This window comes from Buchnera aphidicola (Cinara laricifoliae) (genome assembly GCF_900698945.1).
In the GTDB taxonomy this organism is placed as follows: Bacteria; Pseudomonadota; Gammaproteobacteria; order Enterobacterales; family Enterobacteriaceae; genus Buchnera_F; species Buchnera_F aphidicola_AC.
Genome location: NZ_LR217717.1, coordinates 55655 through 80165, shown reverse-complemented (window position 1 = coordinate 80165; position 24511 = coordinate 55655). Strand labels below are relative to the sequence as shown.

Genomic DNA, 24511 nt, shown 5'->3' with positions numbered 1-24511 from the left:
TATAAACTAAATAAAAAAATATATTATTTATACATACGATTTTTTAAGTTATTAATAATTAATTCAAAATTTATATTTGTAGATTGTAATAAAATTAATAAATGAAATAACAAATCGGATGATTCATTAATAATATTGATCGAATTTTTTTCTAAAAAAGCTATGACAGTTTCTACTGCTTCTTCTCCTACTTTCTGAGCAATTCTAGAACTTCCTTGAGCAAATAAATTACTAATATATGATTTATTTAATTTTTCTTTTTTTCTTAACTTAATAATATTTTCTAACTGTAATAAAAAAGAATAAACAGGTTGAGAAGACTCAAAACAACTAAATCTATTAAGATGACAAGTGTTTCCAGCAGGACGAACATGTACTAAAATAACATCACAATCACAATCTGTAGTAATTTTTTTAACATATAAAAAATTTTTTGATGTTTCTCCTTTAACCCATAATTTTTTTTTTTGTCGAGAATATAGAGTAAATAATTTTTTTTCAATAGTACTAATATATGCTTCTGGATTCATATATCCAAACATCAATATTTCTCCCGAAATATAATGTTGAGCAATTGCAGGAATCATATTTTTTAATTTATTCCAATTTAAATTTTTAATATTTTTGTAAGTTAACATTGACGGACCGTTACTCCATGATTAAACAAAAAATTTTTTAAATCTAAAATAGAAATACTTTTATTATGAAATATTGATGCTGCTAATGCACCATCAACTTTAGAAATTTTAAATACATCTAAAAAATCATACATACTACCAGCACCTCCAGAAGCAACTAACGGAACTGAACAAAATTTACGTATTTTTTTTAACTGTTGAATATCATATCCATTCTGCATTCCATCAGTATTCATTGTATTTAATACAATTTCACCAGCTCCTAATTTTTGGATTTTTTTTATCCAATCAACAGTTTTCCAGTTTGTAACACGTGATTTATTTTGATTTCCAGTATATTGAAATACTTGATATGTTTTACTTACTTTATCGTACCATGAATCTACTCCTACTACAATACATTGAACTCCAAAACGATCCGCTAATTTACTAATTAAATACGGATTTTTTAATGCAGGTGAATTAATAGAAATTTTATCAGCTCCCAATGATAAAATTTCTTGTGCATCACGAATAGATGAAATACCTCCTGCTACTGAAAAAGGAATATTAATCATTTCAGCAATACTAACAATCCATTGTATATCTAACAATTTTTTTTCAGGTGATGCTGCAATATCATAGAACACTAATTCATCAATACCTTCTTGAGAATAATATTGAGCTAATTCAATTATTTTACCAATAATAACATGATTATTAAATTGAATACCTTTCACTACCATTCCATTTTTAACATCTAAACAAGCAATTATTCTTTTTGCCAACATCGCCAAGCCTCCAAAAAAGTAAATTTTTTTTCTAACAAAGCGCGCCCAACAATTACATGTTCTATATTATTTTTGATTAAAAGACGTATATCTGTAAGAGAACAAACACCACCTGAAGATTGTAATATAATTTTTGGAAATTTTTTCTTTAAATATTTATATAGTATAATATTGGGACCTAAAAATGTTCCATCGCGTAATATATCAGTACATAAAATATTTTTTAATCCATAAGGAATAAAATTATTAATAATTTTCTCGATATTTATATTAGTTACTGTTTTCCATCCATTAATAGCAATTTTTTTTTCATTTTTATTGTTTATTTTAATATCAACTGCTAATATTAATTTATCACCACCATACTTATTTAACCATTGTTTAAATTGATCTGGATATAAAATAGCAGAAGTACCAATAACGACTTTATCAACACCAAGATTTAATAAATCCTCTATATCATTTTGCGTACGTATACCTCCACCAACTTGAAAAGCAATATTCTTATAACGAGAAATAATTGATAAAATATTTTTTTGACGATATAAAGGATTATTACATCCATCTAAATCTACTAAATGTATACAAGTAGCTCCATTACAAATATAATTATCTATTTGTTTAAAAATATCAATATTATAACATATTTTACGATTATAGTTTCCTTGATATAATCGCACCATTTTACCTTGAATAAAATCTAATGACGGAATAATCATATATTTATATCTCTAAAAAATTTTTAATTAACTGTTCGCCAGAATGACCTGATTTCTCTGGATGAAACTGTACGCCAAAAAAATTTTTTACTGCTATCGCAGCACAAAATTGTATACCATGTGTAGAAACAGCAATAGTGTATTGATTTACATTCATATAATAACTATGTAAAAAATAAAACCGAGTATTATTATCAATATATTTAAATAAAAAATGACTTCCAGTATAAGTTACAGTATTCCAACCTATGTGTGGAATAGTACAATTAATATTAGGTAATTTTTTAATTGAATAAGATATTTTATTCAACAAAATACATTTATTTCCTTCATTGCTATAAGTACCTAATAATTGCATACCTAAACAAATACCTAAAATAGGCTGTGTAGTACATGTTATAAACGATAATAAATTTTTATTTTTTAAAATATCCATTACAGCAGAAGCAGTACCTACGCCAGGTAAAAATATTTTATTAGCTATTTTGATATCATAAATTGAATCAGTAACACTTACTTGATATCCTAACCGTTGTATAGATCTTTTAATCGAATATAAATTGGAACAACCTGTATTAATAATAACAATGGACATTATAAAAAACCTTTCGATGTAGGTAAAATATTCCCTTGCAAATAAATAGCTTGTTTTAATGTACGTCCAAATGCTTTAAATAAACTTTCAGCACAATGATGATCATTATTACCGTAAGCATGTAAATGAAGAGTAATTTTCATAGACTGACTTAATGAATAAAAAAAATGCTCTATCATACATGTACTTAGATCACCAACATATTTATTTTTAAAATTTGCATAAAATGATAAAAAAGAACGACCAGATATATCGAGAATACATGAACAAATACTTTCATCCATAGGTAAAGTAAAACCATATCTCGATATTCCTATTTTATTTCCTAAAGCATGCTTTAAAGCAGATCCTAATGTTATTCCTATATCTTCAACTGTATGATGATCATCAATAGATAAATCTCCAATCACATCAACATACATAAAAACACCACTATGTATTCTAATTTGATCTAACATATGGTTTAAAAAACTAATACCAGTATTAATATAACAAGCAATAGGGATATCTAAGCTAATCCTAATGAATATTTTGGTTTCTAAAGTATTTCTAGAAATTTCTGATAATCGATTAGGATATGTTAATTGCGTAACAATATTTTTCCATGAAAAAAACTGAGGATGATATAAAAAACTTTTAATACCCATATTATGAGCTAATTGAACATCTGTATTTCTATCTCCAATAACATAACTATTTTTTTTATCTAATTTATTACTTGTTATCCAATATTTTACTAATGAAGTATTTGGTTTTCGACACTTACACCGTTCATGAATAAAATGTGGGCAAATTAAAATACTTTTAAAAAAAATTTTTTGTGAAGAAAAAATATTTAACATTAAATTATGTATTTTATTAAATTTATGAATAGGAAAAGATTTACTTCCTAAACCATCTTGGTTAGTTATAATAATTAATTGATATCCTAATTCAATTAATTGTAACAACGAAATAATTACATCTTTTTCTAAAAAAAATTTACTATAACTATCAACTTGAAAATTTTTTTTAGGTTCTTGAATTAATGTACCATCACGATCAATAAATAAAAATTTTTTTTTCATCTTATAGTTTTTTTCCTTCGAACATATATAAAACCGCAATTAAATCTTGACATTCATCCATTGTTCCAATTGATATTCTTAAACAATTTTTTAAACCTAGTTTATGAGATTGATCACGAACAATTATCCCATGTGATATAAAGTATTGAAAAATATCTTTAGATTGAAAAAATTGAATAAGAATAAAATTGGTTTTACTCGGAAAAATATTTTTTATACATGATAAACAATTTAATTTTTTAATTAAAAATTCTTTATTATGTAAAATATTTAATATATTTTTTTGTACGTATTTAATATTATCTGATTTTAATGATTGCACAGCAATATCTGATACAGGAGTAGCAATAGGATAAGGAGCCAATACTTTTTTTAAAATATTAATAATATATATATTTGATAACACAAAACCACATCTTAGAGATGCAAGACCAAAAGCTTTTGACAAAGTCCGAAGTATAATTAAATTAGTATATTTATTTAATTCATAAATAAAACTATTATCTAAAGAATATTCAATATAAGCTTCGTCAATAACTAATAAGGTATTTCTTGGAATAAATTCAAGAATACTGATAATATCTTTTCGCAAAAAAAAATTTCCAGTTGGATTATTAGGATTACATATATAAATTAATTTAACATTACAAATATTTTTTTTAATATTGATTAAATCTAGTTGAAAGTTTGATAAAATTGGAATTATTATCTTTTTTATATTAAAAATATCTGCATTCACAGCATACATATCATACGTAGGAGGAAAAAACATAATTTTATCATGTTTTGGTATACAAAAAGCACGTATAAGTATTTCTATTCCTTCATCAGCACCTCGAGTAATTAAAATATTTTCTTTTCGAACACAAGAATACTTAGAATATTTTTCTAATAATTTATGCGGTTGAAAATCAGGATATCGATTTAAATTATTATGTTTATATTTAACAGTTTTTATCCAAGGAGATTCATTAGCATTTAAATAAGTTCTACCTATTAAACCAATACGACGTGCTGACTGATACGGTGTTAATGTATATATATGCTGTGGAATTAAACGTTTCATATTATATTAGCTCACATCACAACGGAAATATTTTTTTAAAAAATTTGTTCTTATTGTTATCGATTTACTATGAGCATCCATTCCTTCTATTTTAGATAATTCAATAATACTGTTAGATAAATTCATTAAGGATTGTTTTGTCATTTTTTGAACTGTAATTATTTTCTGAAAATCGGAAACTTGTAAAGAAGAGTAAGTATTAGAGTATCCATATGTGGGTAAAACATGATTTGCTCCAGTAATATAATCACCTGCAGATCCAGGTGTCCATTTTCCTAAAAAAACTGATCCCGCATTTTTTATATGTGATAAAAAATTTATAGAATCGTTTATATGTAAAGTTAAGTGTTCAGGAGAATATAAATTTGATATGTTAAAACAATCTAATAAAGATTGAGTAATAATAATTCTACTATTTTTTAATGAACACAATATAATATCTTTTTTTGTTAAAAATGATATTTGATTATTAATAGCAATAACTACATTTTTCGATAACTTTGTACTTGTGCTTAATAGAATTACTTGTGAGTTATTATCGTGCTCTAATTGAGCTAATAAATCAGCAGCAACAAAATTAGGATTAGAATATTTATCAGCAATAATTAACATTTCTGAAGGACCTGCTGGCATATCAATAGATACTCCAGAAACTAACTGATTAATTTGTAATTTAGCCTCTGTTACAAATATATTTCCCGGTCCAAAAATTTTATCTACCCGTTGTATACTTTTAGTGCCTAATGCAAGAGCAGCAATAGCATGAGCTCCTCCTAATTGAATTACTTGTTTAATTCCAGACACTTTTGCAATATATAATATTTCATTACTAACGGGCGGCGGAGAACATAAAATAATATTTGAACATCCTGCTAATTTTGCAGGAATAGATAACATTAAAGCAGTTGAAACTAATGGATATTTTCCTTTAGGAATATATAAACCGACCGAATGTATTGGTCGTATAATTTGTTGACAATATGTTCCAGGATATGTTTCTACTTTTAAACCAGAAATTATTTGTTTAGAATGAAATGAAATAATATTTTTTCTTGCTATTAATACAGATTCCTTAAATGATTCAGAAACCAATGTATCAGACAAATTAATTTTTTCTTGAGTAACATAAAAAGAATCCAATTTTATTTTATCAAATTTTAAATTATAAGTATGTAAAGCAGCATCTCCATATTGTTTAACCTTATTAATAATTTTTGAAACAGATGATTTTATATCCTTATTAATATTAATACGAGGCCTTAACAATATATTTATTTGTTCTTCTTTCGTTAAACTATTCCAATAAAAAATATTTTTATTTAAATTTAACATAATCATTTTATTCCATCATTTTTTCTATGGGTAAAACTAATATAGAACTTGCTCCTAATAATTTTAATTGTTCCATGGTTTCCCAGAAAATAGTTTCACTACTAACCATGTGGAGAGCTACTTTATTTTTGTTTCCAAATAATTCTAAAATAGTTGGTTGTTCTGCACCTTTTAATAAATCAGTAACTGCATTTAACTTATCTTTTGAAATATGCAACATAATATATTTAGATTCTCTTGCTTTAATAACACCTTGAATACGATTTAATAATTTTTTAATAAATATTCTTTTTTCTGGAATTAAATGTTTAATTTTACGAGAAATCAGACATGCACGAGAATTATAAATAGTTTCTACTTCTCTTAAACCATTAGCATCCAAAGTAGCCCCTGTAGAAACCAAGTCACATATCGCATCAGCTAACCCAGAATTATATGCTACTTCTACAGAACCATTTAATACAAATGGTTTAAAAGAAATATTTTTTTCATCAAAATATCGTTTCAATAAATTAGGATACGATGTAGCAATACGAGAATTTTTTAAACATAATATTCCAGAATAATTCATATCTAAAGGAACTGATAGAGATAGTCGACAAATTCCAAAATCAAGATTTTGTAAAATAGTATATGAAACAGATTCTTCAGTCAATAATCTCGTTAAACATTTTTCTTCTAAAACATTAGAACCAATAATACCTAATTCTACTACTCCATCCATGATTAAACCAGGAATATCATCATCTCTAACTAACATCACGTCAATCGGCATATTTTCAGCAAATGCAATTAAACTAGATTTTTGTAAGTTAATTTTTATACCGCAACTTTTTAATAATTTTTGCGAATCATAATTTAATCTACCGGATTTTTGTATAGCTAAACGTACACGATTTTTATTCAATTTCATTGCCTTATTTATCATTAATCTTAAATATTATACAAAATAAAAATCTTTTTCAAATTAAAATAGTAATATACACTATATATCATAATTAATAAATTTATATAAAATAATTTTAATAATTAATTATTAATCAAACATTATTAAATTTTAATATATATTGAGTATATTTATATGTTACAAATAAATTAATATTATTTATATTTATATATATATATTAAAATTATATTAATAATACAATTAATATATCATTATTAACACTGAAAATAAATAAATTTTATGTCTACATACAACATATTTAATAACTAATAAATATATATATACTAATCAAAACATAAATATATTTCATCTATGTTAAACATATAATATTCTTTAAATAAAGAATAAATTATTTTTAAAAAAAAATCAAAAAAATAATATATATTTATATTTAATATTATTAAGATCTAATAATTAATATAATTAATTCACAAAAAATAATATTTATCATATATTATTATTTTTTATAACAACCAGAATAGCTGCATCATAACCAAATATTTTAGGAGCTTGATGAAATGCTAAAATATCCGGATGTTTTGATAACCAAAATGGAATATATCTTTTTAGTATTTTTTTACCATGTCCATGAAGAATGCTAGCACAAAAAAAGTTTTCTTGATGACAAATTGTAATCAATTTTCCTAACTCTTTTCGTGCTTGATACAAATTCACACCATGCAAATCTAAAACAATTTCTGGTATGTATTCTCCTCTTTTTAATTTTTTAAGATTAAAATTATAACGTACATTACGAACAAAACAAATAGGATTATCCTTGAAAGAGTGAGGATGTTCATCCACTATATCTCTAAAGTAGTGACTATGTGCTTCTTGTGTATAAATATCTTTATTATATACACTACATTTATTAATATCTTTAATACTCATATGATAAATTTTATCCTGTGTAATTTGTTTTACTCCTTTCATATGATATAAAAAAGTTTCTTTTTGACTTAAGTTCATTAAATTATTTTTTTTCATAAATAGATTTTCCATAATATTTAATTATAATGATAAAATTTTTTATAAATAATAACATTTTTAAATAATTTTATTATTTAACAATAAAACATATAAAAAATGTAAAATATATAGTATTTTAAAAATACTAATTTATTTTATATTTTAGTAAATAATTTTCTATAAAATAGAAATATATAGATTTTATCTATACAAATATAACTAATATATATATTTATTTTAAATAAATAAAATATTATAATAAGAATTATAATGATTGATTAAAATATATGTTAATTATTTTACACATGAGGTTTACATGTCAGGAAACACTATTGGAAAAATATTTAAAGTAACAACATGTGGAGAATCACATGGACCAATGTTATCAGGAATTATTGATGGAGTACCTCCAGGATTTTCTTTAAAGAATAGCGATATACAACACGAATTAAATAGGAGAAGACCTGGTTTTTCTCCATTTACTACAGCCCGAAGAGAAGAAGATGTTATTGAAATTTTTTCTGGTATATTTAAAGGAATAACAACTGGAACTAGTATAGGAATAAACATTAAAAATACAGATACAAGATCGCAAGACTATTCTGATATTAAAAATATATATCGTCCTAATCATGCTGATTTTACATATGATAAAAAATATGGAATTAGAGATTATAGAGGCGGAGGAAGATCTTCTGCAAGAGAAACTGCTATACGAGTAGCAGCTGGAGCAATTGCTAAAAAATATTTAAAGATGAAACATAATATAATTATTAGAGGATATCTTTCACAATTAGGACCTATAAAATGTCCTTTTAAATCATGGAAAGAAGTAGAAAATAATCCATTTTTTTGTAGTGATCTAGACAAAGTTAACCAAATAATTCAATATATGAAAAAATTAAAAAAATCCGGTAATTCTATTGGAGCTAAAATTACTATAATTGCAAAAAATGTTCCTATTGGACTAGGAGAACCAGTGTTTGATAGATTAGATGCAGATATCGCTCACGCAATAATGAGTATTAATGCCGCTAAATCTGTTGAAATCGGTGATGGAATCAATGTAGTAGAACAAACAGGAGATGTACATCGAGATGAAATTTTACCCACCGGATTTTCTAGTAATCATTCAGGAGGAATTTTAGGTGGTATTAGTAATGGAGAAAAAATAATTATACATGCAGCTTTTAAACCAACATCTAGCATTAAAATACCAGGAAAAACAATTAATAAATATGGAAAAGAAACTTGCATAATCACAAAAGGAAGACATGATCCTTGTGTTGGTATAAGAGCTGTTCCAATAGCAGAGGCTATGTTAGCAATAACATTAATGGATCATGTTTTACGTTTTCGAGCTCAATGTGGATAATAACATTTATATAGCTATGAAATATAGATTTTAAATATTTACTTATTAAATCGAATAAAATTATACTTTTATATATTAAAATTGTTATAATTAAATAATACTATATACATAAAAATAAAATTTATAAACAACATATCATATAATATATTAAAAAAATATAATAAAAATTTTAAAAATTAACCTTTATAAAAAATATATTATCAATAATATATAAAATATTATCACCAAATAAATCAAAATTCCTTTTATTTTTAATATATATACATAAACATATATAATATTTATTATATTAAAAAGACAATGATTTATCTCAAATAATAATTTAAATTATTCAAAAATATTAATTGTATTTCAATACATATATTCTTGTTTTCACAAGGAACCAAAAAATGTTTAAAGGAAGTATGGTTGCTCTTATTACACCGATGGATGATAAAGGAAATATTTGCAAAAAAAGTTTAAAAAAAATAATTAATTATCATATTAATAATAAAACCAACGCAATAGTTTCTGTAGGAACGACCGGAGAGTCAGCCACATTAACAAAACAAGAACACACAAATGTAATTATGAACACTTTAGAGTTCGTCGATGAAAAAATACCTGTAATAGCTGGTACGGGATCTAATGCTACTTCTGAAAGTATCATATTAACTAAAAAACTTGAAAAATCCGGTATTTCAGGATGTTTAAATGTTACTCCTTATTATAATCGACCTACACAACAAGGATTATATCTTCATTTTAAAGCGATTTCTGAAAGTACTTGTTTACCACAAATATTATATAATGTACCTAATCGTACAGGATGTGATTTATTACCCGAAACAATTGCCCAGTTATCTAAATATAAAAATATAATAGGATTAAAAGATGCTTCGGGGGATTTATCTCGAATCCATAAAATTAAACAATTAGTAGAAAATGATTTTCTTTTAATTAGCGGAGATGATACGACGGCTTTAGATTTTATACAATTAGGAGGAATCGGAGTTATTTCTGTAACAGCAAATATTGCAGCAAATTATATGACAAAGATGTGTAAATTAGCATTAAAAGGAGACTTTAATAAAGCTAGAAAAATAAATCAAAAATTAAATATTTTACATCATCTTTTATTTAAAGAAACAAATCCAATACCTATAAAATGGGCAGCTAAATATATTGGTTTAATCGAATCAAATAAATTAAGATTACCTATGACACCGTTATTACAAAAAAATCAAGATATTTTAAAAAAAGTTATTAATTCTATTAATTTATAATATACTCAATACATAGAGTATACTATATTATAGTGTAGTTTTAAAAAAAATCTTATCCTCATATAAATATAGAATTATATATAAATTATTCATAAAACCTTATAACATATAACTAAACAATAGTAGTATGCTATACTATACTTCATGCAATGATAAAATTAATATTATCATTGCATAAATATTATATAGAATAATAATGTTAAATAAATTAAAATTATTTACTAAAATCGTATTAATTTTTAAAATATATTTTTATATAAAAATTATAAAAATAATTCATTTAATATATTAAAATAAATATTTTGTAATTTAAACAAATCTAAAATATTAATACATTCATTCACCTGATGAATAGTAGAATTCAGTAAACCAAATTCTACTATTTGATTAGCTATTCCTACCATAAATCGACCGTCAGAAGTACCACCATTTGTTTTAATAACAGGATTAATATTAGTAAAACGATATATACTATTAGTTATAATATTACAAAAATTATTAGGAGAAGAAAAAAATGGTTTAGCGTGACATGTCCAATGAATAGAATGTCGTATAGAATATTTTTTTAGCAAATTATTGATTATCTGTATAATATTTTTTTTTTTTGACAAAGAACTAAATCTCACATTCAAGGAAACACTTAAATCTCCAGGAATCATGTTAGTTACATAATTTTTTCCTGAAGATATTTTTAAAATTTGTAATTTAGTTGGTATAAAAAAATTATTGCCATTATCAAAAGATAAAGTAGACAATTCCGTTAAAAACGGTATAGATTTATGAATAGGATTCACAGCTAAATCTGGATATGCTGCATGTCCTTGTTTACCGTATATTTTTAAAAAAACTGACAATGAACCTCGACGACCAGTTTTAATACAATCACCTAAATTTTTTTCACTTGTCGGTTCTCCAACCAAACAATAATCAATTATTTCTTGACGCTTTTTTAAAAAAGAAACTACTTTTTTAGTGCCATTTTTTCCTGTCGATTCTTCATCTGAAGTAATTAAAAAAGATATACGACCATTATGATTCGGATTTTGTTTAATAAAATTCTCTACAGCTACTACCATAGCAGATAATGAACCTTTCATATCCGCTGCACCTCTACCGAATAAAAACCCATTTTTTATGGTAGATAAAAACGGTGGTGTTTTCCAATCAATAATATTACCTGCCGGTACTACATCAGTATGTCCTACAAAAATAATAGTTTTTCCATATCCCCGCCATGCCCAAAAATTATTTGTATCATTAAAATTTATTCTTTCAATAAAAAAACCACACGCTTTTAATCTTTCTATTAAAATTTCCTGACAACCAAAATCTTTTGGACTAATTGATGGTATATTAATCAATTTTCGTGTTAAATTTACTACTTCGGTATACATATAATACCTTAATATTATTTTATATAATCAAGAATAATAATATTCTTAAAATAATTTTAAAAACATACAAAATAATAAAATATATATAATAAAAAATTATTTATTTTAATTAACTAAAAAAACATTTTTTAATACGAGTTATTATTTTATTTACAGTAAAACCAAATATTTCAAATAAATTTTTTCCAGGTCCAGATTCACCAAAAGTATCAATACCAATTCTTAAACCATTAAGACCTACATATTTATACCAATATTCACTAATACCTGCTTCAATAGATATTCGATTGGTAATTTTTACAGGTAAAACAGATTCACGATATATTTTATCTTGATTGTCAAAACAATCAGCAGAAACCATAGACACTACTCTAGTGTAATAGCCTAATTTATATAATTCTTTAGCAACACTAATAGCTAATGGAACTTCTGATCCAGTTGCAATAATAATGATATTAATTATTTTCCCATACTCTCTTAAAATATATCCACCTTTATAAATATTTTGTATTTGATCATCTGTTCTAGAAAATTGAACTATATTTTGTCGAGATAATATTAAAGATGTAGGACCATTTTTTCTATTAAGTCCATAAAACCAAGATATCGCGGTTTCAATAGCATCACATGGTCTCCAGACACTTAAATTAGGTATATATCTTAATGTAGAAATATGTTCAATAGGTTGATGAGTCGGACCATCTTCTCCTAAACCAATAGAATCATGTGTATAAATAAAAATTTGTCGTGTTTTCATTAGTGCGGCCATCCGTATAGCATTACGAGCATAGTCCACAAAAACTAAAAAAGTAGCAGTGTACGGAATAAAACCTCCATGATGATATATTCCGTTTGCTATTGCTGTCATCCCAAATTCTCTTACTCCATAATGAATATAATTACCAGATTCATGTTTATTTATAGATTTAGATCCGGACCAAATAGTTAAATTACTAGGCGCTAAATCAGCAGAACCACCAATTAACTCAGGTAATAATGATCCAAATTCTTCTAAAATATTTTGTGAAGCTTCGCGTGTTGAAATATCTTTAAGTAAACTATTTGATTTCAATAAAAATTTTTGTAATCCACTATATAATCCGTTAGGTAATTGTTGTTTAAATCGACGTATATATTCTGAAGATAATTCTGGATATTTTACAGAATATCTTTCAAATAAACTTTTCCATGAAGATTCTGCTAACCGTCCTGCACGAACAGCATTCCATGCAGAATATATATGAGCAGGAACAAAAAACGGAGGATAATTCCAGTTTAATTGTTTACGGGTCAAAGAAACTTCTATATCACCTAAAGGTGCTCCATGAACACTTGATTTACCAGATTTATTAGGAGAACCAAACCCAATAACTGTATTGCACATTATTAATGATGGTTGAGTTAAATTATTTTTAGCTATCTTTATAGCGCAAATTATTTCTTCTGAGTTGTGACCATTTATTTCTATTACATGCCAATTATATGATAAAAACCGTTTCTTAGTATCATCGGTAAACCATCCAGATATTTCACCGTCAATAGAAATACCATTCTTATCATAAAAAACAATCAATTTACCCAAATTCCAAGTACCTGCTAATGAACATACTTCATGCGAAATACCTTCCATTAAACATCCATCACCGGCAAATACCCATGTATAATGGTCAACTATTTTAAAATTATTTCTATTAAAAGATTGCGATAATAATTTTTCAGCCATTGCCATACCAACACCAGAAGCTAACCCTTGACCTAAAGGACCAGTAGTAATTTCTACTCCAGAAGTACAACCTACTTCAGGATGACCAGGAGTTTTAGAAAAACATTGTCGAAAATTTTTTAAATCATCTATAGATATATCATATCCTGATAAATGTAATAAACTATATAATAACATAGAAGCATGACCATTAGATAAAACAAACCTATCTCTATTCTGCCATAATGGATTATTAGGATTATGTTTTAAAAAATCACGCCATAATACTTCAGCAATATCTGCCATACCCATAGGAGCTCCAGGATGACCTGATTGTGCTTTTTGAATAGCATCAATACTCAACATTCGGACAGCATTAGATAACTCTCGTCGAAACAACATGTATATTCCTTTAGTAAAATAATTCTTTTAAAATATTAAAAATTCATTATTAAAGTATAATTTTTTAAATTATAAAGAATTTAATAAAAATTTTTCTAGTTCTATTTGATCATAACTAAATTGCCGAATTCCTTCAGATAATTTTTCAACAGCCATAGCATCTTGATTATGTAAAAATCTAAATTCTGGTTCTGATAACGGAATCGGTTTATTTGATAAAGTATTAATTTTTGTAGAATCTAATTTTTTTGTGAAACTAAAAGTTTGCTTTTTCAATTGTTCTAATAAATCAGGAGATATAGTAATACGATCACATCCTGCTAGCTCTAAAATCTGTTCTACTCGTCTAAAACTTGCACCCATAATAATAGTTTGATACATGTACTTTTTATAATAAACAAAAATTTTTTTTACTGCTAAAATACCTGGATCAGTAATAGAATCATATGAAGAATTTGAACAAAACTTTTGATGCCAATCATAAATTCGTCCAACAAACGGAGAAATTAAAAATACATTAGAATCTGCACATGCACGAGCTTGAGCAAAAGAAAATAACAAAGTTAAATTACATAAAATACCTAATTCATTTAATTGATAAGCTGCTTGAATACATTCCCATGTTGCTGCTAACTTAATAAGTACACGAGAAACATCAACTCCATTATTACGATATAAATCAATTATTTTGATTGATTTTTTTATGCATTCTTCAGTATTAAAAGATAATCTTGCATCAATCTCAGTAGAAATATATCCAGGAATATGCTTTAAAATTTCTATACCAAATCCCACAGATACCATATCACTAGCATTTTGTATTTTTTGGGATGTTGAACCACCTATTTTTTTTGCATATTGAATAGCATTATTAATAATAAACTCATATTTTTTTGATAAAGCACTTTTTAAGATTAATGTTGGATTAGTAGTAGCATCTTGAGGTTTGTATTTAGTAATGCATTCTATATCTCCACTATCAACTACTACAGTTGTATATTTTTTTAATCGTTCTAATTGATTCATATATCAAACCTTATAATATAAAATATTAAAAAATAAAATTACATATACTATATTTAACAATATTAACAATTCATAAATATAATTTTTACTATTATACTTAAAAATATATCATAAAAAATATTTAAAATAATATAAATATAACCAATTCATAAATACTATTCAAGATATATAAAATTATTAAAAATCAATTATAAATATATATAATAATTTATATAAACTTTAAATAAAAGATTTAAAGTAATTATCTATTTTATAATATTTTTGTATCGCTAAACTAGCGTTAGTACCACCAAAACCAAAACTATTAGAAATAGCAACATTTATCGTTGTATTTATTGATTTTGTAACAATATTCATGTTATAACCTATAGGATCTAAAAAATCTATATTGATACTAGGAGCAATAAAATTATATTTAATCATTAACATAGTATAAATAATCTCTTGAACTCCAGAAGCTCCTAATGAATGACCAGTAATCGATTTAGTAGATGATATATAAGGAATACGAAAACCACTAAAAACCTTTTTTATGGCATCTAATTCTTTCATATCACCAATTTTAGTAGAAGTACCATGAGCATTAATATAATCAACAGAATGTTTAATATTTTTAGTAGCATAATTCATACAACGAACAAAACCATCTCCTGACGGATGTACAATATCGTAACCATCACAAGTAGCTCCATAACCAATTACTTCTGCATATATCTTAGCATTTCTAGATAAAGCAAAATTTAATTCTTCTAAAACAACAACACCACTACCTCCCGAAATAACAAATCCATCGCGATTTTCATCAAATGCTCGAGAAGAACGTTCAGGCGTTTTATTAAATCGTACAGATAATATTCTCATGGCATCAAATTGACATGCTAACTCTACACTCAATTCTTCTCCACCACCAGCAAAAATAATATCTTGTTTACCTAAAGAAATTAACTCATACGCATTACCAATACAATGTGCGGAAGTAGAACAAGCAGAACTGATAGAATAATTAATTCCATAAATTTTAAAAAAAGTACCTAAACAGGCTGATATAGAAGAAGTCATATTTTTAATAGCAACATATGGACTAATTTTATTAACATTATTTTTTTTTTTATTACACCAATATGTATTTAATTTAAAAGATCCACTACCAGATCCCATAATAATACCTACTCTAGGATTCTTCATATATATTTCAGGATATAATTTACTATCTTTAATAGCATCTTGTAAGGATAAATAAGAATATATCGATGCAAAATTCATAAATCGTAAAAACTTTTTAGGTATTTGATTCATTTTTCTAGAAGATATTTTTCCCCATACAGTACTATGTAAACCATATTTTTTCATTTTTTTTGAAAAAATTATTCCTGAAATACCTTCTTTTAATAATTTTACAATATTTTTTTCAGTAGTACCTATACTTGAAACAATTCCAAAACCAGTAATAACGATTCTTTTCAATTATTGTTATCCTTAACAAAACACTCAATCAATGTATTAGAATACTTATTTTTATATTATAATATAATTTAAAATATCAAATAATTATTATATATAATAATTATTATATAATTTAATTATAAAAATTTTTATTTATAAATTAATAAATTATTTACTAGAAATTATTAAATAACATTTATTTTACATTAAATATCATTAATAATATAAGGAATCATTAATTTTTATGTATAAAAAAAAAAATAATATCGGTTTATTATATATTGTACCAACACCCATAGGAAACTTATTAGATATAACATATCGATCCGTCAATATTCTAAAAAAAGTAGATTTTATTATAACTGAAAATATTAAACATACATCAATTTTATTGAATCAATTTTCTATTATAAATAAATTATTATCTTTAAATACTATTAACGAAAAAAAAAAAACTAATCAATATATTAATATATTAAAAAATGGTAATAATATTGCAATTGTATCTAAAGCCGGAACTCCAATTATTAATGATCCCGGATATATATTAGTCAAGCATGCATATTATAATAATATTCGTGTAGTACCACTACCTGGAGCATGTGCAGCAATTACAGCTCTCTGTGCTTCAGGATTAAAAGCTAATCAATTTTGTTATGAAGGATTTTTACCAAATAAAAAAAAAAAATGTGAAAAAAAAATATATTCTTTACGAAAAGAAAAACGAACAATAATTTTATATGAATCTCCAAAACGATTAATACATACAGTACAATTAATAAAAAAAATTATAGGTGCTACACGAAAGATTACAATTTCTAAAGAAATAACTAAAAAATGGGAAAATATACAGAGAGGAACAGCTGAACAATTATTATTAATAATTAGTAATGATATATACTGGAAAAAAGGAGAAATAACTATTATTATTGAAGGAGATAAAAAAAATAATACAAAAACTATATCTTCACAAGCATTAAAAATATTTAATATAATAAAAAAAGAAACTAATAATACTACAGCAATAAAAATTACCAAAAAAATATGTGGACTTAATAAAAATGTTCTTTATAATAAAATTATTAAAGAAAATATTTTATGAAGTTGATTGAACAGTCACTGTAATATAATTTTATTGACAGAGGAAAGTCCGGGCTCCATAGGGTACGGTGCCAGGTAACACCTGGGAAGAGTAATCTTACGACTAGTGCAACAGAAAATAAACTACCTATATAAAAAAAATATGTATTATCATAATATTTTAATAGGAAAAGGTGAAATGGTGCGGTAAAAGCGCACCGCAAAATTGGTAACAATCTTGGCATGGTAAACTTCCATCAGGAGCAAGGTCAAGAAGGAGAATGTGGCCCGCATAACTACTCCGGGTAGACTGCTTTGAATTAATAAGTGATTATTAATCTAGATAAATGACTGTTTTAAACAGAACCCGGCTTATAAATCAACTTCATAATATATAATTTATTTACTTACTAAATTCCAGAAATTTGTACTTTATCTATCAATATAGAAGAACATTGAACTTTATTTTTTATATTTATATCATCAGCTATACAAATAATATTTTTATACATATTCAACAAATTACCGGAAATAGTAACTTCATTAACAGAATATTCTATTTTTCCTTTTTCTATCCAAAAACCACATGCACCACATGAATACTCTCCAGTCATTATATTAAAACCATCACCTATTAATTCAGTAATTAAAAATCCTTGATACATAGAATATAAAATTTGATTAAACGATGTTAAAAATTTAGTATCTGCTGATACTAACCAGTTATATGCTCCTCCAGCATGTCCAGTGTTATACATATTTAAACGATTAGCTGAATATGTATCTAACAACCATGTTTGTAAAATACCGTTATGTATAATCTTTCTAGCAGTAGTTACCACACCTTCATTATCAAATAATGAAGACGATAAACCTTTGTCCAAAAATGGATTTTCAAAAATATTTAACCAATCAGGAAAAATTTTTTTATTTAAATGATTTAATAAAAATGTTGATTTATTATATACAACATGTCCATTAATTGCACTCATTAAGCAAAAAAATAAATCACAAGAAACATCAGAACTAAATATAACAGGAGAAATTTGCGTACGTATTTTTTTCGAATTTAATTTTGCAATACTTTTTTTTGCGCTATCCTGACCTATAAATATAGGATCATCTAAATCATTAAAATCTCTTGCAACAGTATAACTAATATCTTTTTCCATCGAATTATTATCACGGGCTATAACACAACTAGATAAACAATTATATGTAGATAGTTGATTTCCTATCCAACCTAAACTATTTCCTATAATCTTAATATTAATAAAATATTCAAAAATAGAACTATCTGTATTAATAATTCTAGCATCAAAATTCAAAGCTGCAGAATCTGCTGTATTGACTAAATTATTAATTTCCTCTAGACTAAAAGAATGAGGAAAAAATAAATTTATTTTTTTATTATTATTATATAATAAATTTATATCAGGTAAACCGATAAATTTATCTTTAGTTGTATACTTAGATAGATAAATTGATTTATCAATAGAATTACATATTCCTAAAATAGATACGTCATTGGATGATGTAGAATATTGACGATAATTATCGTATGTAATAACTGTACTATTAATATAATTAAATGATTCAATATTGTCTATAACTCCATATCGATTTGATACGATTAAACAATATGTTTTTTTTATTTTAATAAAACCAGTATATTTTTTTTTATTTAAATAAAATATTACCTGCCGCATATTATGCAGTAAAATATTTAAATCTTTTTCTATATCATAAAAAAATAACATTTTCAATGCACCTTAAACCAATATAAATTTTAAAAATACAAAACATAAAAATTAAATTAAATTAATAAAAATTTAATAAATATAATACATATATAAATATATAATATCAATTTACACATTTATATATGTATTGCATATTAATATATTTTAATTATTTTTATATACTTATAATTATATTCGCATATAATTATTTAATAAAATTAATATTATTATATTAATTATCTATTATAATAATAATTTATCATTACTATCATTTACATTGACATATATGAAAAAAACAAAAAATTTTACTCAAATACCTACAGGAAAAAATATTCCTGATGACATATATGGGATTATAGAAATTCCTGCATATTCTACTCCTGTAAAATATGAATTACACAAATCCTTTCAAATGTTATATGTCGACAGATTTATACCTACTAATATGTTTTATCCTTGTAATTACGGATTTATAAATCATACTCTATCGTTAGATGGAGATCCATTAGATGTTTTAATACCAAGCCCGTATCCACTACAACCTACATCTATCATTCGATGTCGTCCTATCGGATTATTAGATATGGAAGATGAATCAGGGATAGATGAAAAAATAATTGCTGTACCACATAATAAAATTACACAAGAATATATAAATATTCGTAATATTAACCAATTACCAAAATTACTAAAAAAGCAAATTGTTTATTTCTTTAAAAATTATAAAAAATTAGAAAAAAATAAATCAGTTAAAATAAATGGATGGAAAGATGTTGAATATGCAAAATTAGAAATAATAAATGCTGTTAATAGATATAAAAATCTAAATTTATAATACAGAAAAATTAAAAATTTAAAATATTTAATTATTTTAAATTCATAAAAATAATTATATTTTTATTAAACGGAATAATTTTTATGTCAAAAATATGTCAAATCACTAAAAAAAAACCAATGTTGGGCCAAAATCGCTCACATGCCATGAACGCAACTAAAAGAAAATTTTCTTTAAATATACAATATCATTCGTTCTGGTTACCAAGTCAAAATAAAAAAATAAAAATACGTATATCTGCAAAAGGATTGAGAATGGTAAATAAATTTGGAATTGAAAAAATATATAAAAAATATATTATATAAAAAAGAGAAAATATGGCTAAAAATAATAGAATTAAAATAAAACTAATTTCATCTAGTGGAAGTAAACACTACTACACCACTACAAAAAACAAACGCAATCAAACTAATAAATTAAAAATTAAGAAATACGATCCAATTATTAGAAAACATGTTTTATACGAAGAAAGAAAAATTAAATAATATATAAAATTATAAAATAATATTTATATCTATATAACTTTACCGGAGATCTACTATAAGATCTCCAATAAATGATATTTATAAATATTTAGTATTTAAAAATAATATACATTATAATCATGTATATTATTTTGATTAAACCATGAAAAAATCATGTATTTAAAATAACTAATATTAAGAATAATTTAATAACTTAAATACATACATTTTCAAGTAATAAAATAAATAATCAAGTAAAATTTTGCTAAATCCGTAAAATCGACAAATAAAGTATTTTAACAACATCAAACCAACAGCAAAAATAATAATTGGAAAAGAAGAAAATAAAGATGTATTAGGTACTAATCGATTTAATAGCACGCATGCTATAAATAAAATTAAAAAAAAAAACAAAATTGGTAAAACACAATATACTCCGTTTAAAAAAATAAGACTAGAAAAATTGATAATAGATAAAAAAATATTTTTATATATAAATGTATTATATAATGGAAATATATCAAAACTTTTTATCAAAAAAATAATTAATTTTAAATGACCATTATATATGAAAAATACAAATAAAAAAAAAATATTTAAAAACTGTGAAAAAACTAAAGAATAAAAATGATTCCCTGAATCAAAAAAAGTAGAGAACGATAAACCAATCTGAGAACTAATAATTTCTCCTACTAAAAGTATAGAAGAAAATAAACATTGAAACAAAAATCCTATTGCTATTCCTATTATAATTTGATTAAATAAAATTATAAAAAATTCCATATCATAATTATTAACATTATAACCAGATACAAATGGTTCTAATAAATAGCTAATTAAATATACCAAAAAAAATTTAATAGATAAATCATAATTAATATAACTGAATATCTTAGAATACATTAAAGTAGATAAAATACGCGACATAATTAATATAATTTTACTACTCATACCAAAAATATATTTATAAAGTAAGTTATGTGTCATGATAATTAATTCATAATTGATATTATATGAAAAATATTTTTTATATATTCTATAGTAAGTTGAAGCATCCAAGGTCCAAAAAAAATAAAAGATAAAAATACTGATATTATCTTAGGTATAAACGATAATGTTTGTTCATTTATTTGTACTGATGCTTGAAATACACTCATTAATACACCACTCAATAACGTAGATAACAAACAAGGTGCGGATAATAATAACGCAAACTTAATAGAATCTTGGAATAATGTAATCAAAAATTCTTGATTCATAATAATATCCATTATAGTCAGTAATTAAATAGTAAATTTTTTAAACAAAAAAACTTTTTGAAAGAGATATAATTAATAATTTCCATCCATCCGACAAAACAAATAATATTAGTTTTAAAGGTAAAGCAATTGTAGCAGGTGGAACCATCATCATACCTAAAGACATTAAAACACTCGCGACTACTAAATCAATAATTAAAAATGGTAAAAAAATTGTAAAACCAATTTGAAAAGCAGTTTTCAATTCACTAATCATAAATGCTGGTATTAATACACTGATAGGTATTTCATTTATATCTATTTTATCTATTTTATCTATTTTATCTATTTTATGTGATGATCCTTTAGATAACCGTAACAATGCAGAAATATCAGATTTTCTAGTCTGTTGCAGCATAAACTTATATAATGGTTTTATAATATTAGCAGAAGCTACATTTATATTAATTTCATGTTTATATAACGGTACAATTGCTGTACTAGATATTTTATCTAATACTGGGGACATAATAAAAAATGTTAAAAACAAAGATAGTGCTATCAATACTTGATTAGGAGGAGAATAAGGTGTTCCTAATGCAGTTCTTAAAAAATTAAAAACAATAATAATACGAGTAAAACATGTCGTCATTAATAACAATATAGGAGCTAAACTTAAAATAGTTAATAGTATTGATGATTGAATAGATAAATTAAATATATCAAATCCGTTATTAATTATATTATTTGCATTATTATTAGACGTATTTGTCAATAAAAAAAGTGGAATAACAGATAAGTTAGAAATTATATTTTTATATAACATGTTACCTCACTTAAACCAAGATATTATTGATTTAAAAAAATTTATGGATTTAGAATAAAATGAAAATTTCTTTTGTTTTTTTAGTGCATTCTCTTTAATAGGAGGTAATTCTTGTATTACATGAATTTTCTTTAAATTAACATCAACTAATAATCTAATCTTCTCAACATTTAATATACAAATATAATGATTAGAATTCAAATAAATTTTATCAGTTATATAACCGGTATTATTAAAACTTGAATAAAATGATTTAATTTTTTTTATTAAAAATAAAAAAACAAAAATAAATAAAATAACATACATAAATATACTTCCATTATTTTGATTAGAAAAATAATGAATCATGTTTTTATGAGATATATTATATATATAACTAAATTGCATATAAGTGTTTAATTTCATAAATTTTCCACATGATCAAAAGCTTATATTATAAATTATTTGTGTAATAGTTTTACTATACGAACACCGTATTTTTCATTATGTACAACTAATTCACCTAATGCAATTAAACAATTATTAACAAAAATGTTTAATGGCTTGTCTACTGTATCTTCTAATTCTAATATAGATCCGTGTGATAACTGTAATAATTCATAAATAGTAATTTTATTTTTTCCTAACTCTATAGTAATAGAAACAGGAACAGACATAACAGATAAATTATTTAACATAGAATTATCTACTATATTTTCATCAGAATTTTTATTCTGTGTTTCTTGATGTATAACTTCTTTTTTATTCACAAAATTTTCCATCATCTTTTAAAATAAAATTATTTAAAATATATATTATATTATGAATTGTTAATATATCATATATATACTATACACAATATTTAAAAATAATTAAATAAATTTTTATATAATAATTATATATTATAGTATATATAATACTATATTTGAAATAAAAATATAACATATAATTAACAAAATTATAAAAATAAAAAATATTTCTATTTATAAAATTCTGAAACAATATAATTCGGAATATATATTTTTAATATATTAATACGATCATATATATATATTTTAAATGTAAAACATATATAAGGCAACCCAATAAATCTTCTATATAAAAGATCTTTTAATAAAGTAAATTTACAATTATTAATAATTGATATTGAAATATTTTTTAAAAATGTTGAATCACAAATAATAAAAATTTTTTTTAACAAAATATCCAAAATATTAATTTCATTATATGTTAAATTATTAAGATTCAAGTATTCAGAAATATTCTCATTAAAATTACCAAATAAATAATCAATAAAAATAATAAATAAATCTTTTGTAATTAATATCAAGCACTTATCAGTGTAACCTCTTAAAAAAAATTGTTTACCAATATATTTTAAATATACACTCTTACTTTGTATATTAGTACATTCAACACGACTATGTATAAATTTTATATTTATAGAGCAAGAAAAAAATTCACTAAATTTTTTATTAAATAATAAAACAAAATCATTAAATAATTTTTTAAAAAATAAACTTTGTTTGTTTAAAACAAAATTCATAAAATTTATATGACTTAATTTCTTATCACTACATCGTTTAAACCAAAAATTAGATTTTTGAGACATAATTTACAACTTTTGTTGATTATAGA

At 23.7% G+C, this 24511-nt stretch carries 26 protein-coding genes and 1 other RNA gene; 7 read left to right on the top strand and 20 right to left on the bottom strand.

What is annotated here, in order from left to right; genetic code table 11:
• Positions 1–23: 23 nt before the first annotated feature.
• The 9 genes from hisIE to smrB all read right to left on the bottom strand — a co-directional run bounded on the left by hisIE (position 24) and on the right by smrB (position 8120).
• A complete protein-coding gene (gene hisIE / locus BUCILAFE3058_RS00375) occupies positions 24–638 on the bottom strand; it encodes a bifunctional phosphoribosyl-AMP cyclohydrolase/phosphoribosyl-ATP diphosphatase HisIE (RefSeq protein WP_154061424.1) in 615 nt (204 codons plus the stop codon).
• Positions 632–1408 carry an imidazole glycerol phosphate synthase subunit HisF gene (hisF, locus tag BUCILAFE3058_RS00370; protein ID WP_154061423.1) on the bottom strand — a complete coding sequence of 259 codons (777 nt, stop codon included), beginning with the start codon at positions 1406–1408 and terminating at the stop codon, positions 632–634. Before hisF ends, hisIE begins: the two co-directional genes overlap by 7 nt.
• Positions 1390–2127, bottom strand: a complete 738-nt coding sequence (locus tag BUCILAFE3058_RS00365; protein ID WP_154061422.1) for a 1-(5-phosphoribosyl)-5-[(5-phosphoribosylamino)methylideneamino] imidazole-4-carboxamide isomerase — start codon at positions 2125–2127, stop codon at positions 1390–1392. The genes hisF and BUCILAFE3058_RS00365 overlap by 19 nt, the downstream gene beginning before the upstream one ends.
• Before the next feature lie 4 nt (positions 2128–2131).
• The gene (gene hisH, locus BUCILAFE3058_RS00360; RefSeq protein WP_154061421.1) at positions 2132–2722 is read right to left on the bottom strand and encodes an imidazole glycerol phosphate synthase subunit HisH; all 591 of its coding nucleotides are present in this window, start codon (positions 2720–2722) and stop codon (positions 2132–2134) included.
• Entirely contained in the window at positions 2722–3789 is a 1068-nt protein-coding gene (gene hisB / locus BUCILAFE3058_RS00355; RefSeq protein ID WP_154061420.1) for a bifunctional histidinol-phosphatase/imidazoleglycerol-phosphate dehydratase HisB, read from the bottom strand. The genes hisH and hisB overlap by 1 nt, the downstream gene beginning before the upstream one ends.
• A gap of 1 nt (position 3790) precedes the next feature.
• Positions 3791–4855 carry a histidinol-phosphate transaminase gene (hisC, locus tag BUCILAFE3058_RS00350; RefSeq protein WP_154061419.1) on the bottom strand — a complete coding sequence of 355 codons (1065 nt, stop codon included), beginning with the start codon at positions 4853–4855 and terminating at the stop codon, positions 3791–3793.
• A gap of 6 nt (positions 4856–4861) precedes the next feature.
• Complete coding sequence (gene hisD / locus BUCILAFE3058_RS00345) at positions 4862–6187, bottom strand: histidinol dehydrogenase (RefSeq protein ID WP_154061418.1); 1326 nt, start codon at positions 6185–6187, stop codon at positions 4862–4864.
• A 7-nt stretch (positions 6188–6194) separates the two neighbouring features.
• Positions 6195–7100: an ATP phosphoribosyltransferase gene (gene hisG / locus BUCILAFE3058_RS00340; RefSeq protein ID WP_154061417.1), complete on the bottom strand. Its 906-nt coding sequence runs from the start codon at positions 7098–7100 to the stop codon at positions 6195–6197.
• A gap of 480 nt (positions 7101–7580) precedes the next feature.
• Entirely contained in the window at positions 7581–8120 is a 540-nt protein-coding gene (smrB, locus tag BUCILAFE3058_RS00335; RefSeq protein ID WP_154061416.1) for an endonuclease SmrB, read from the bottom strand.
• Positions 8121–8418: 298 nt separating this feature from the next.
• Here smrB and aroC point away from each other — a divergent pair, with 298 nt between their 5' ends.
• Complete coding sequence (gene aroC / locus BUCILAFE3058_RS00330) at positions 8419–9477, top strand: chorismate synthase (RefSeq protein ID WP_154061415.1); 1059 nt, start codon at positions 8419–8421, stop codon at positions 9475–9477.
• Between the two features lie 389 nt (positions 9478–9866).
• Positions 9867–10742, top strand: coding sequence for a 4-hydroxy-tetrahydrodipicolinate synthase (gene dapA / locus BUCILAFE3058_RS00325; protein WP_154061414.1), 876 nt, complete (start codon positions 9867–9869; stop codon positions 10740–10742).
• A 263-nt stretch (positions 10743–11005) separates the two neighbouring features.
• Here the strand turns inward: dapA and dapE are convergent, their stop codons facing one another.
• From dapE to BUCILAFE3058_RS00305, 4 genes are all read right to left on the bottom strand, one after another.
• On the bottom strand, positions 11006–12136 hold the full coding sequence (gene dapE / locus BUCILAFE3058_RS00320) for a succinyl-diaminopimelate desuccinylase (protein WP_154061413.1): 1131 nt from the start codon (positions 12134–12136) through the stop codon (positions 11006–11008).
• Positions 12137–12245: 109 nt separating this feature from the next.
• Complete coding sequence (tkt, locus tag BUCILAFE3058_RS00315) at positions 12246–14240, bottom strand: transketolase (protein WP_154061412.1); 1995 nt, start codon at positions 14238–14240, stop codon at positions 12246–12248.
• A 69-nt stretch (positions 14241–14309) separates the two neighbouring features.
• Positions 14310–15266, bottom strand: a complete 957-nt coding sequence (gene tal, locus BUCILAFE3058_RS00310) for a transaldolase (RefSeq protein ID WP_154061411.1) — start codon at positions 15264–15266, stop codon at positions 14310–14312.
• Positions 15267–15485: 219 nt separating this feature from the next.
• Entirely contained in the window at positions 15486–16730 is a 1245-nt protein-coding gene (locus tag BUCILAFE3058_RS00305; protein ID WP_154061410.1) for a beta-ketoacyl synthase N-terminal-like domain-containing protein, read from the bottom strand.
• 223 nt (positions 16731–16953) lie between these two features.
• Here BUCILAFE3058_RS00305 and rsmI point away from each other — a divergent pair, with 223 nt between their 5' ends.
• On the top strand, positions 16954–17811 hold the full coding sequence (gene rsmI / locus BUCILAFE3058_RS00300) for a 16S rRNA (cytidine(1402)-2'-O)-methyltransferase (protein WP_154061409.1): 858 nt from the start codon (positions 16954–16956) through the stop codon (positions 17809–17811).
• An RNA gene (gene rnpB / locus BUCILAFE3058_RS00295) (RNase P RNA component class A) lies at positions 17810–18180 on the top strand. Before rsmI ends, rnpB begins: the two co-directional genes overlap by 2 nt.
• Before the next feature lie 19 nt (positions 18181–18199).
• On the opposite strand, the gene BUCILAFE3058_RS00290 is transcribed toward rnpB, so the two are convergent.
• A complete protein-coding gene (locus BUCILAFE3058_RS00290; protein WP_154061408.1) occupies positions 18200–19549 on the bottom strand; it encodes a metallopeptidase TldD-related protein in 1350 nt (449 codons plus the stop codon).
• Positions 19550–19817: 268 nt separating this feature from the next.
• Between BUCILAFE3058_RS00290 and ppa the strand changes: the two genes are divergently transcribed.
• The 3 genes from ppa to rpmG all read left to right on the top strand — a co-directional run bounded on the left by ppa (position 19818) and on the right by rpmG (position 20851).
• Entirely contained in the window at positions 19818–20366 is a 549-nt protein-coding gene (ppa, locus tag BUCILAFE3058_RS00285; protein ID WP_154061407.1) for an inorganic diphosphatase, read from the top strand.
• A gap of 83 nt (positions 20367–20449) precedes the next feature.
• Complete coding sequence (gene rpmB / locus BUCILAFE3058_RS00280) at positions 20450–20671, top strand: 50S ribosomal protein L28 (RefSeq protein WP_154061406.1); 222 nt, start codon at positions 20450–20452, stop codon at positions 20669–20671.
• Positions 20672–20683: 12 nt separating this feature from the next.
• Complete coding sequence (gene rpmG, locus BUCILAFE3058_RS00275) at positions 20684–20851, top strand: 50S ribosomal protein L33 (protein WP_154061405.1); 168 nt, start codon at positions 20684–20686, stop codon at positions 20849–20851.
• A 174-nt stretch (positions 20852–21025) separates the two neighbouring features.
• Here the strand turns inward: rpmG and BUCILAFE3058_RS00270 are convergent, their stop codons facing one another.
• The 6 genes from BUCILAFE3058_RS00270 to BUCILAFE3058_RS00245 all read right to left on the bottom strand — a co-directional run bounded on the left by BUCILAFE3058_RS00270 (position 21026) and on the right by BUCILAFE3058_RS00245 (position 24485).
• Complete coding sequence (locus BUCILAFE3058_RS00270) at positions 21026–21817, bottom strand: flagellar biosynthetic protein FliR (protein ID WP_154061404.1); 792 nt, start codon at positions 21815–21817, stop codon at positions 21026–21028.
• A 5-nt stretch (positions 21818–21822) separates the two neighbouring features.
• A complete protein-coding gene (gene fliQ / locus BUCILAFE3058_RS00265) occupies positions 21823–22089 on the bottom strand; it encodes a flagellar biosynthesis protein FliQ (protein WP_154061403.1) in 267 nt (88 codons plus the stop codon).
• Positions 22090–22129: 40 nt separating this feature from the next.
• The gene (gene fliP, locus BUCILAFE3058_RS00260; protein WP_154061402.1) at positions 22130–22894 is read right to left on the bottom strand and encodes a flagellar type III secretion system pore protein FliP; all 765 of its coding nucleotides are present in this window, start codon (positions 22892–22894) and stop codon (positions 22130–22132) included.
• Between the two features lie 6 nt (positions 22895–22900).
• Positions 22901–23299, bottom strand: a complete 399-nt coding sequence (locus BUCILAFE3058_RS00255; protein WP_154061401.1) for a hypothetical protein — start codon at positions 23297–23299, stop codon at positions 22901–22903.
• Between the two features lie 35 nt (positions 23300–23334).
• Complete coding sequence (locus tag BUCILAFE3058_RS00250) at positions 23335–23655, bottom strand: FliM/FliN family flagellar motor switch protein (protein WP_172598716.1); 321 nt, start codon at positions 23653–23655, stop codon at positions 23335–23337.
• A gap of 197 nt (positions 23656–23852) precedes the next feature.
• Complete coding sequence (locus tag BUCILAFE3058_RS00245; protein WP_154061399.1) at positions 23853–24485, bottom strand: hypothetical protein; 633 nt, start codon at positions 24483–24485, stop codon at positions 23853–23855.
• Between the last annotated feature and the right edge of the window lie 26 nt (positions 24486–24511).

What these genes read in the sequence shown, in the direction of transcription:
- BUCILAFE3058_RS00290 (WP_154061408.1), bottom strand. Translation starts at nt 19,549, where the DNA reads ATGTTATTTTTTTATGATATAGAAAAAGATTTAAATATTTTACTGCAT.
- hisIE (WP_154061424.1), bottom strand. Translation starts at nt 638, where the DNA reads ATGTTAACTTACAAAAATATTAAAAATTTAAATTGGAATAAATTAAAA.
- tal (WP_154061411.1), bottom strand. Translation starts at nt 15,266, where the DNA reads ATGAATCAATTAGAACGATTAAAAAAATATACAACTGTAGTAGTTGAT.
- hisC (WP_154061419.1), bottom strand. Translation starts at nt 4,855, where the DNA reads ATGAAACGTTTAATTCCACAGCATATATATACATTAACACCGTATCAG.
- rpmG (WP_154061405.1), top strand. Translation starts at nt 20,684, where the DNA reads ATGGCTAAAAATAATAGAATTAAAATAAAACTAATTTCATCTAGTGGA.
- BUCILAFE3058_RS00365 (WP_154061422.1), bottom strand. Translation starts at nt 2,127, where the DNA reads ATGATTATTCCGTCATTAGATTTTATTCAAGGTAAAATGGTGCGATTA.
- hisB (WP_154061420.1), bottom strand. Translation starts at nt 3,789, where the DNA reads ATGAAAAAAAAATTTTTATTTATTGATCGTGATGGTACATTAATTCAA.
- fliQ (WP_154061403.1), bottom strand. Translation starts at nt 22,089, where the DNA reads ATGAATCAAGAATTTTTGATTACATTATTCCAAGATTCTATTAAGTTT.
- BUCILAFE3058_RS00250 (WP_172598716.1), bottom strand. Translation starts at nt 23,655, where the DNA reads ATGGAAAATTTTGTGAATAAAAAAGAAGTTATACATCAAGAAACACAG.
- rsmI (WP_154061409.1), top strand. Translation starts at nt 16,954, where the DNA reads ATGTATAAAAAAAAAAATAATATCGGTTTATTATATATTGTACCAACA.
- BUCILAFE3058_RS00270 (WP_154061404.1), bottom strand. Translation starts at nt 21,817, where the DNA reads ATGACACATAACTTACTTTATAAATATATTTTTGGTATGAGTAGTAAA.
- dapE (WP_154061413.1), bottom strand. Translation starts at nt 12,136, where the DNA reads ATGTATACCGAAGTAGTAAATTTAACACGAAAATTGATTAATATACCA.
- fliP (WP_154061402.1), bottom strand. Translation starts at nt 22,894, where the DNA reads ATGTTATATAAAAATATAATTTCTAACTTATCTGTTATTCCACTTTTT.
- smrB (WP_154061416.1), bottom strand. Translation starts at nt 8,120, where the DNA reads ATGAAAAAAAATAATTTAATGAACTTAAGTCAAAAAGAAACTTTTTTA.
- aroC (WP_154061415.1), top strand. Translation starts at nt 8,419, where the DNA reads ATGTCAGGAAACACTATTGGAAAAATATTTAAAGTAACAACATGTGGA.
- hisG (WP_154061417.1), bottom strand. Translation starts at nt 7,100, where the DNA reads ATGAAATTGAATAAAAATCGTGTACGTTTAGCTATACAAAAATCCGGT.
- dapA (WP_154061414.1), top strand. Translation starts at nt 9,867, where the DNA reads ATGTTTAAAGGAAGTATGGTTGCTCTTATTACACCGATGGATGATAAA.
- tkt (WP_154061412.1), bottom strand. Translation starts at nt 14,240, where the DNA reads ATGTTGTTTCGACGAGAGTTATCTAATGCTGTCCGAATGTTGAGTATT.
- hisD (WP_154061418.1), bottom strand. Translation starts at nt 6,187, where the DNA reads ATGTTAAATTTAAATAAAAATATTTTTTATTGGAATAGTTTAACGAAA.
- hisH (WP_154061421.1), bottom strand. Translation starts at nt 2,722, where the DNA reads ATGTCCATTGTTATTATTAATACAGGTTGTTCCAATTTATATTCGATT.
- rpmB (WP_154061406.1), top strand. Translation starts at nt 20,450, where the DNA reads ATGTCAAAAATATGTCAAATCACTAAAAAAAAACCAATGTTGGGCCAA.
- hisF (WP_154061423.1), bottom strand. Translation starts at nt 1,408, where the DNA reads ATGTTGGCAAAAAGAATAATTGCTTGTTTAGATGTTAAAAATGGAATG.
- BUCILAFE3058_RS00255 (WP_154061401.1), bottom strand. Translation starts at nt 23,299, where the DNA reads ATGAAATTAAACACTTATATGCAATTTAGTTATATATATAATATATCT.
- BUCILAFE3058_RS00245 (WP_154061399.1), bottom strand. Translation starts at nt 24,485, where the DNA reads ATGTCTCAAAAATCTAATTTTTGGTTTAAACGATGTAGTGATAAGAAA.
- ppa (WP_154061407.1), top strand. Translation starts at nt 19,818, where the DNA reads ATGAAAAAAACAAAAAATTTTACTCAAATACCTACAGGAAAAAATATT.